Origin of the sequence: Pseudarthrobacter sp. AL07 (genome assembly GCF_029960665.1) — a bacterium.
Lineage (GTDB): Bacteria > Actinomycetota > Actinomycetes > Actinomycetales > Micrococcaceae > Arthrobacter.
On sequence record NZ_JASBRB010000050.1, the window covers coordinates 1 to 7,906 of the forward strand.

Consider the following 7,906-nt stretch of genomic DNA (forward strand, 5'->3'; position numbering starts at 1 on the left):
TCCCAGACCAGCCACATCAAGACTCACAGTTGGATATTTCACTTTTTCACAAGCCGCCCCAGGATGAGCCTGGTGCCGGGGTAGCGGGTTTCGGTGGTGGTGAGGTGCTGGCAGAGCTCGCCGATTGCTGCCGTGGCCCGCGCCGTGGGGAGTGGGTCCAGGCGGATGGTGAGGTAGCCGGGGGTGGTGGTGTCGATATCGCCGCTGCCGGTGAGCGCCTGCCGTGCCAGTGTGTGGGCTTCTTCGGCGGCGCGGGCGTAGCCGGTGTTGGTCCGGATTTCCCGGGCGAGGGTGGTGGCGGTGTTGAATGCGGCCATCCTGATCGCGTGGGTGATGAGTTTGGTCTCGGTGTCGAGGACTTGTTGGCCGGGTGAGAGTTCTCCCAACGTGACCCGGACGGGGATCTTCTGGTGGGCGGTTTCTGCCTGGTCGAGGGCGGTTTCCGCGTCCCAGAGGGGTGCGGTGACCTGGTTGTGCATGGCGTTGGTGATGGTGACTTCGTTGGTGCCTGGGGATGGTGTGCGCAGCGCGAGCAGCGCGGCGTCTGTTCGGGCCAGGACCTGGTCGTAGTGGGCGCGGGCGGCGACGACTTTTTGGTAGGCCTTTTTCTTGTCCGGGTTGGGCACTGACCTTTCGGGGTCATCCTGGGTGGAGGTGTAGGCGTCGTGGGAGTCCAGGTCGAAATGGATGCGGGCGTAGCGGAAGTAGTTTTCCTGGCGCCAGCGGGAGCCCATCCGGTAGATGATCTCCCCGGCCGGCACGCCGGTGGTGGTGAGGATGTGGATCTGCCGTGATCCGCCGCCGGGGGTGTTGACCTGGCGGCTGATCTGGCGCATCACAAAGACTTCCCCGGTCGTACCGACCGGTACCTCCACGGCAGTGTCGGCGGCTTCCCAGGTCCGGGTTTGCCCGTGGGCGTCGGTGTGGGCGACCTCGGCAAAGTGGGAGGGCCCGATGTCCTCGGTGGTGCCTTTGCGCCAGGTCAGGACGTCAAAACCTGCTGTGCTCATGTGTTGGAAGAGGGCCGGGGACCAGCCGCCCCGGTCGAACCCGACCAGCACCCGCCGGTCATCCCCAATGATGGTGCGCAGTCTCGGCGGGAGCCGCCGGAGTTCCCCGGTCAGGGCTGCCCCGGGCTCGGCCATGACCACCAGGACTGGCGCGCCGTGGGCGTCGGCGACCCAGGTCTCCTCGGTCGCCGGGACCGGGAACTTCAACCTCGTCGAATGGACCTTCCCGATCTTCCGCGTGCCCTGGTACGCGCGGACATGCCCGTCAACATAGAGCACCGCAGCCAGGTCACCGTCTTCCTCGTCACTGCCGCCGTGGAGGTGTTTGGTTGCCATCGCGGTGAGCAGCTCCCCGGCCTTGCCGGTGCCAGCCAGCGCGGCGGTTTTACGGCGGAGGGTCTTCACTTCCGGGGCCCGGTCCAGGCCCAACACCCGGCCCAGGGCCACGGGATCGATCCGGGAGGCGCCTTCGGCACGGGGTTCCCCGGCCAGGGCCTGGAACACGGCGCCGGTCAGGATGGTCTCCAGCCCGCGCCTCAGCGGCGGACGTAGACGAGGTCCTGCACGCACACCGGTCTGGACGAGCGGGCCGGCCCGTTTCGTCTTAAATGGACCGCGCAGTCAACTTGCGTGAACAGCTACGCCGCTACCGGAGTCCGTGGCTGTGTGCCAGGGCGATAGCCTCGGTGCGTGAACCGACCTCGAGCTTCCTGAACAGGTTGCGCACATGGAACTTGACCGTGTTCTCGCTAATGCCGAGCGTGGAGGCGATGGTCCGGTTGCGCTCTCCGGCGACAAGGTGCTGGAGGACTTCGAGTTCCCGGGCGGCAAGGTCCCACCCTGCGACATCCCCGGCCGGGCGTGTCGTTTGCATGTCCAGGGGGAGGGTGACAAATACGTCCGCACCCCAGCCCGGCATGACGTCGATCCGCAGTGATCCGGTGAGCGCCTGGACCCTGCGGTCCAGGCGGGCGATGCTCGGCGCATCGGCTTTGAGCGCCCCCCGGCCGTCGTCGCGGACGTTGATCAGCAGGTTTTCGCCGTCGCAGTCCCATTGCGTCCGTACCCTGCTGACGTCCGGTTGTTCCGTCATGGCCAGCACAAGTCCGCGGACGATTGCCCGTGCCGCGTGGGCAACTTCGCCTGGCAGGGCCCGTCCATTCAGCGGCGGTTCGATAAATTCAATCTCAATGCCGCTGTAGCGTGTGAGCGGCCGCAGGTCCTCCCGCAGGCGCTCGAAGGCCTTGGCGACGGGCTCTTTCACCAGGTCTGTTGTGCGGTCGCTGTGGGTCCGGATCCCGATCAGAGCTTTGGCGGTGAGATCGATGACGGTTGTGCGGGCCGCCGCGTCCTCCAGCGAGGAGGAACGAAGGGCTGCCAGGAGTGTCTCCAGGGTGGTGGAGTGCACATCGGTCAGTTCCGCGGTCACGCGGAGGCGTTCAGCGGATGCCGCCCGCGATTCGAGCAGGTACGACGGCGGCGCATCGGCCACCTTCTCGCGGATCCGCCGCGCTGTAAGGCGCCACAAATACGTCACCAGGTCCAGGCCGGCGTTGCGCCCCGGAGCGGCAGGGGGATCGGTAAGGACCAGGAGGGCGTTGCTCGAGGCGTGTTTCAGGGCGAGCACGGGGCGGGTCTTGCTGGCGAGCTCGGCTTCCCCGAACCAAGGTCCCTCATCCTTAAGGGTGGCGCGGAGCGTATCCAGCTCGGCGATGGAGACCCGGGAAATGATGTCTTCGTCGCCAGCCTTCTTCTGCGGACGGCCTGTGCAGTCTTCCGTGAAGATCACAAGCGCGCTGCTTCCCATGTAGGGGAGCGTGGCATCACGCAGGCGCTCCGCTATCTGGGCCAGAGGGGCGTCGGCCAATGCTGCCACACTCTGCAAAAGCGGCCACGGCAGGTCTGGTAGGGCCACGGTGAGTTCTTTCAGGGATGGGTCCGGCGCTGCACTCATCCAGACATCATACCCGGCCGGAAACGTCCTTCCAACCCAAAAGGGTAGTAAGAACCGTCAGAAAACAGTGTTACCCCTGCCCATTTGGTTCGCGATTATTGATATCAACCAGAAAGTATCCGTCCGGCCGCTGCAGGCCGACCAGATCCGAAAAGGACAAACCGTGAACCCGACGACAAATGTGATACTCCCCGGCACTGCCAATTCAGCAACACTCAACTGGACGCCCGAGGACGAGCGCGCCGTAGACACCGCCCGTGTTCTGGCGGCGGACGCTGTGGAGAAGGTCGGCAACGGCCACCCCGGTACGGCCATGAGCCTTGCCCCGGCCGCGTACCTTCTTTTCCAGAAGCTGATGCGCCACGATCCCCGCGACCCGGACTGGCTGGGACGTGACCGTTTCATCCTGTCACCCGGCCACTCCTCCCTGACCCTTTATGTCCAGCTGTTCCTGTCCGGCTACGGTCTGGAACTGGACGACCTCAAGGCGTTGCGCACCTGGGATTCGCTGACTCCGGGCCACCCGGAGTACAAGCACACCGCCGGCGTGGAGATCACCACCGGTCCGCTGGGCCAGGGTCTGGCTTCCTCGGTGGGCTTCGCCTACTCACAGCGGCGGATGCGCGGCCTGTTCGACGCCGACGCTGCCGAGGGCACGTCCCCGTTTGACCACACCATCTGGGTCATCGCCTCTGACGGCGACATTCAGGAAGGCGTGACCTCCGAGGCTTCCTCGCTGGCCGGGCACCAGGAACTGGGCAACCTTGTAGTTGTCTACGATGAGAACCACATCTCCATCGAGGACGACACCGACATCTCCTTCACCGAGGATGTCCTGAAGCGCTACGAGGCCTACGGCTGGCACACCCAGCGCGTGGACTGGACCGAGACGGGCGAGTACGTCGAAGACGTCCAGGAGCTGTACTCTGCACTGCTGGCTGCGAAGGCCGAGACGTCCAAGCCGTCCATCATCTCGCTGCGCACCATCATCGGCTACCCGGCACCCAAGAAGCAGAACACCGGCAAGATCCACGGTTCAGCCCTGGGCGCCGAGGAAGTCGCAGGCCTCAAGGAGGTCCTGGGCTTCGATCCGGAGAAGTCCTTCGAGGTGGACCAGGACGTCCTGGCCCACGCCCGTGCCGTCATCGACCGCGGCGCTGCCGCCCGCAGCGAATGGGATTCCTCATTTGAGGCGTGGCAGGCGGCCAACCCTGAGGGCGCCGCGTTGCTGGAGCGGATCGAAGCCAAGACGCTTCCCGCCGGACTTGATGCAGTCCTGCCGGTCTTCGAAGCTGGCAAGGATGTCTCCACCCGGGCAGCGTCGGGTAAGGTCCTGAACGCACTCGGACCGGTCATGCCGGAACTCTGGGGCGGTTCGGCTGACCTCGCCGAGTCCAACAACACCACCATCGAAGGCTCCGCCTCCTTCATCCCGGTTTCCCGCTCCACCGATGCATGGAAGGGCAACCCTTACGGTCGGGTCCTGCACTTCGGCATCCGTGAGCACGCCGCGGCGTCGATCGTGAACGGTATCTCGCTGCACGGCCGGACCCGGGCATTCTCCGGTACGTTCCTGATCTTCAGTGACTACCAGCGCCCGGCCATCCGCCTCTCGGCTCTGATGGGTGTCCCGTCCATCTACGTGTGGTCCCATGACTCCATCGGCCTGGGCGAAGACGGTCCCACCCACCAGCCGGTGGAGCAGCTCTCCACGCTGCGCGCCATTGTGGGCCTGGACGTAGTCCGCCCCGGCGACGCCAACGAGGTGGGCATCGCATGGAAGACCATGCTGGAGAACCACGAAAACCCGGCCGGCATCGTCCTGACCCGTCAGAACGTCCCCACCTTCGCCCGCGGTAACGGTGCAGCACAGGGTGAGACCTTTGCTTCCCCGGCGGGTGTGGCCAAGGGCGGCTATGTCCTCGCCGAAGCGGCCAGGGACGGCGCCACCGTTCCGGCCGACGTGCTGCTGATCGCTACCGGCTCCGAGGTCCAGCTGGCCGTCCAGGCCCGCGAAGCCCTCCAGGCCGAAGGCATCGCCGCCCGCGTCATCTCCATGCCGTGTGTGGAGTGGTTCAACAAGCAGGACGCGGCTTACCGCGAGTCCGTGCTCCCCGCAGCCGTCAAGGCACGGGTCTCCGTCGAAGCCGGTCTGGCCTTGGGCTGGAGGGAATTCGTTGGCGATGCCGGCCGTTCCATCTCGCTCGAGCACTATGGCGCTTCGGCAGACTACAAGCGCCTGTTCCAGGAGTTCGGCATCACTGCGGAGGCTGTCGCCGCCGCGGCCAAGGACTCCCTGGCCGCTGCCCGCAACTGACCTTTACCTGCACTGCGGCCAGCGCCGCGGGACGGCCTCATGGGGGGACGTCCCGCGGCGCGGCCGCGAACTGTCACCAGTCCACAATTTTTGAAGGAAGAAGCCATGACCAACGCAACCCCCACCGCCCAGCTGTCCGACGCCGGCGTGTCCATCTGGCTCGACGACCTCTCCCGTGAGCGTCTCGCCAGCGGCAGCCTGCAGAAGCTCATCGACGAAAAGAATGTGGTGGGCGTGACCACCAACCCGTCCATCTTCCAGGCTGCGATCACCTCCGGCTCTGACTACGACGCAAAGATCTCCGAACTTGCCGCGCAGGGTGCCGGCGTCGAGGAGACCATCTTCGAAATCACCACCACCGACGTCGCTGACGCCTGCGACCTGTTCGCTCCGATTGCCGCCGCCACCAAGGGTGTTGACGGACGCGTTTCCATCGAAGTTGACCCGCGCCTCGCCTGGGACACGGCTGGCACCATCGCCGAAGCCAAGAACCTCTACAAAAAGGTGGACAAGGACAACGTCCTCATCAAGATCCCCGCAACGCTCGAAGGCCTTGAGGCCATCACGGCAACCCTGGCCGAGGGCATCAGCGTCAACGTGACCCTGATCTTCTCCCTGGACCGCTACCGCGCCGTCATCAACGCTTTCCAGTCCGGCCTGGAACTGGCTAAGGAAAACGGCCACGACCTGTCCACGATCCACTCGGTCGCCTCGTTCTTCGTCTCCCGCGTGGACTCCGAAATCGACAAGCGCCTCGACGCCATCGGCACCGACGAGGCCAAGGCCCTCAAGGGCAAGGCAGGCGTAGCCAACGCCCGCCTGGCCTACCAGGTCTACGAGCAGCTCTTTTCCACCGACCGGTGGGAAGTCCTGGCCGAAGCCGGCGCCCGTCCGCAGCGTCCCCTGTGGGCCTCCACCGGTGTCAAGGACCCGGCCTACCCCGACACCCTGTATGTCACGGGACTGGTTGCTGCCGACGTCGTCAACACCATGCCGGAGAAGACCCTCGACGCCACGTTCGACCACGGCGTGGTTACCGGTGACACCATCACCGGCGCCTATGCCGAGTCCAAGGCCGTCCTGTACGCACTGGACGCACTGGGTATTTCCTACAACGAGGTGGTTGCCCTCCTCGAATCCGAGGGCCTGGAGAAGTTTGTAGCCAGCTGGAAGGAACTGCTGGCCGACGTCGAAGGCGCCCTTGCCGCCGCCCGGAAGGCATCCTGATCCGAGCTCTGACAGCTACCGAAAGGCAGACACCATGTCCGCATCACCTCTGAAATGCTGCATCAACCCCAGCATCCTCTCGGCCGACTTCGCCAACCTCGAGGCCGAGCTTGCCCGCATCAGCAACGCCGATGCCGTGCACGTGGATGTTATGGACAACCTCTTTGTGCCAAACCTGACCATCGGCCTGCCTGTTGTGGAACGGCTGCAGAAGGTCAGCCCCGTCCCGTTGGACGCCCACCTGATGATCGCAAACGTGGACCGTTGGGCACCGCAGTACGCCGACGCGGGCCTGAGCTCTGTGACGTTCCACGTGGAGGCATCAGATGCCCCCATCAAACTCGCCCGGGAACTCCGCGCCCGCGGAGCCAAGGCGGGCATGGCACTTCGCCCGGCCACTCCGGTGGAACCGTACCTGGACATGCTCTCCGAACTGGACATGCTGTTGATCATGACCGTTGAGCCGGGGTTCGGCGGCCAGGCATTCCTGGACGTCATGCTGCCCAAGATCCGCCGTGCCCGCGCGGCAGTGGACGGTTCGGGGGTGAACGTGGCCATCCAGGTGGACGGCGGCATCACAGAGGAAACCATCACCCGCGCCGCGGAGGCCGGTGCCAACGTCTTTGTGGCCGGATCCGCCGTATACGGCAGGCCGTCGCCTGAGGACGCCATCGAGTCGCTGCGCGCCAACGGGCAGCTCGCTTTCGGCTAACGACGCCGCACGACAACAACACCGCACCCCACCAGTCTGAAGGACCCCTCATGCGCGTTCACATCGCAACCGACCACGCGGGTATGGAGCTTAGCTCTCACCTAATCACCGCACTCTCAGCCAGTGGCTACGAGATGGTAGACCACGGGCCAGCGGCCTACGATGCCGAGGACGACTACCCGGCGTTCTGCATCAAGGCCGCGTCCGCCGTCGTGGCCGACCAGGCCGCCGGCGTTGACGCCCTCGGGATCGTGCTGGGTGGTTCAGGCAACGGCGAGCAGATCGCGGCGAACAAGGTCAAAGGCGTGCGCGCGGCCTTGGCATGGAACCTCGATACAGCGAAACTGGCCCGCGAACACAACAACGCTAACGTCGTGGCAGTGGGTGGCCGCCAGCACACCGTTCAGGAAGCCACCGAACTGATCAAAGCGTTCCTGGCAGAGCCCTTCACCAATGAAGAACGCCACGAGCGCCGCATCGGCAAGATCGCGACCTACGAATCCACCGGCGAGGTTGCTGAGTAGCTTCATTTCACCGAGGCCCCGCGCAATCCTTTCGAAGGACTGCGCGGGGCCTTGCGACTGTCTGGCACGTGCTTGTGGCAGGCGCGACCACAAACCAATTCCACTTGAGGAGTCAGCATGCCCATTGCAACCCCAGAGATTTACTCCGAGATGATCGATCGT

Annotated in this window: 6 protein-coding genes; 4 read left to right on the forward strand and 2 right to left on the reverse strand. The window is 65.1% G+C overall.

Features of this window, described 5'->3' with window-relative positions:
* Positions 1 to 38: 38 nt before the first annotated feature.
* Together QK290_RS18005 and QK290_RS18010 are read right to left on the reverse strand one after the other, a co-directional pair.
* The gene (locus tag QK290_RS18005) at positions 39 to 1,580 is read right to left on the reverse strand and encodes a putative transposase (protein WP_282332029.1); all 1,542 of its coding nucleotides are present in this window, start codon (positions 1,578 to 1,580) and stop codon (positions 39 to 41) included.
* A gap of 76 nt (positions 1,581 to 1,656) precedes the next feature.
* Positions 1,657 to 2,964, reverse strand: coding sequence for a LuxR C-terminal-related transcriptional regulator (locus tag QK290_RS18010; RefSeq protein ID WP_282332030.1), 1,308 nt, complete (start codon positions 2,962 to 2,964; stop codon positions 1,657 to 1,659).
* Positions 2,965 to 3,127: 163 nt separating this feature from the next.
* Between QK290_RS18010 and tkt the strand changes: the two genes are divergently transcribed.
* The 4 genes from tkt (at position 3,128) to QK290_RS18030 (ending at position 7,744) form a co-directional block, all read left to right on the forward strand.
* Positions 3,128 to 5,281, forward strand: coding sequence for a transketolase (tkt, locus tag QK290_RS18015; protein ID WP_282332031.1), 2,154 nt, complete (start codon positions 3,128 to 3,130; stop codon positions 5,279 to 5,281).
* A 105-nt stretch (positions 5,282 to 5,386) separates the two neighbouring features.
* Positions 5,387 to 6,508, forward strand: a complete 1,122-nt coding sequence (gene tal / locus QK290_RS18020; RefSeq protein ID WP_282332032.1) for a transaldolase — start codon at positions 5,387 to 5,389, stop codon at positions 6,506 to 6,508.
* Positions 6,509 to 6,542: 34 nt separating this feature from the next.
* Positions 6,543 to 7,220: a ribulose-phosphate 3-epimerase gene (rpe, locus tag QK290_RS18025; protein ID WP_282332033.1), complete on the forward strand. Its 678-nt coding sequence runs from the start codon at positions 6,543 to 6,545 to the stop codon at positions 7,218 to 7,220.
* A gap of 50 nt (positions 7,221 to 7,270) precedes the next feature.
* Positions 7,271 to 7,744 carry a ribose-5-phosphate isomerase gene (locus tag QK290_RS18030; RefSeq protein WP_282332034.1) on the forward strand — a complete coding sequence of 158 codons (474 nt, stop codon included), beginning with the start codon at positions 7,271 to 7,273 and terminating at the stop codon, positions 7,742 to 7,744.
* The last annotated feature ends 162 nt before the right edge of the window (positions 7,745 to 7,906 follow it).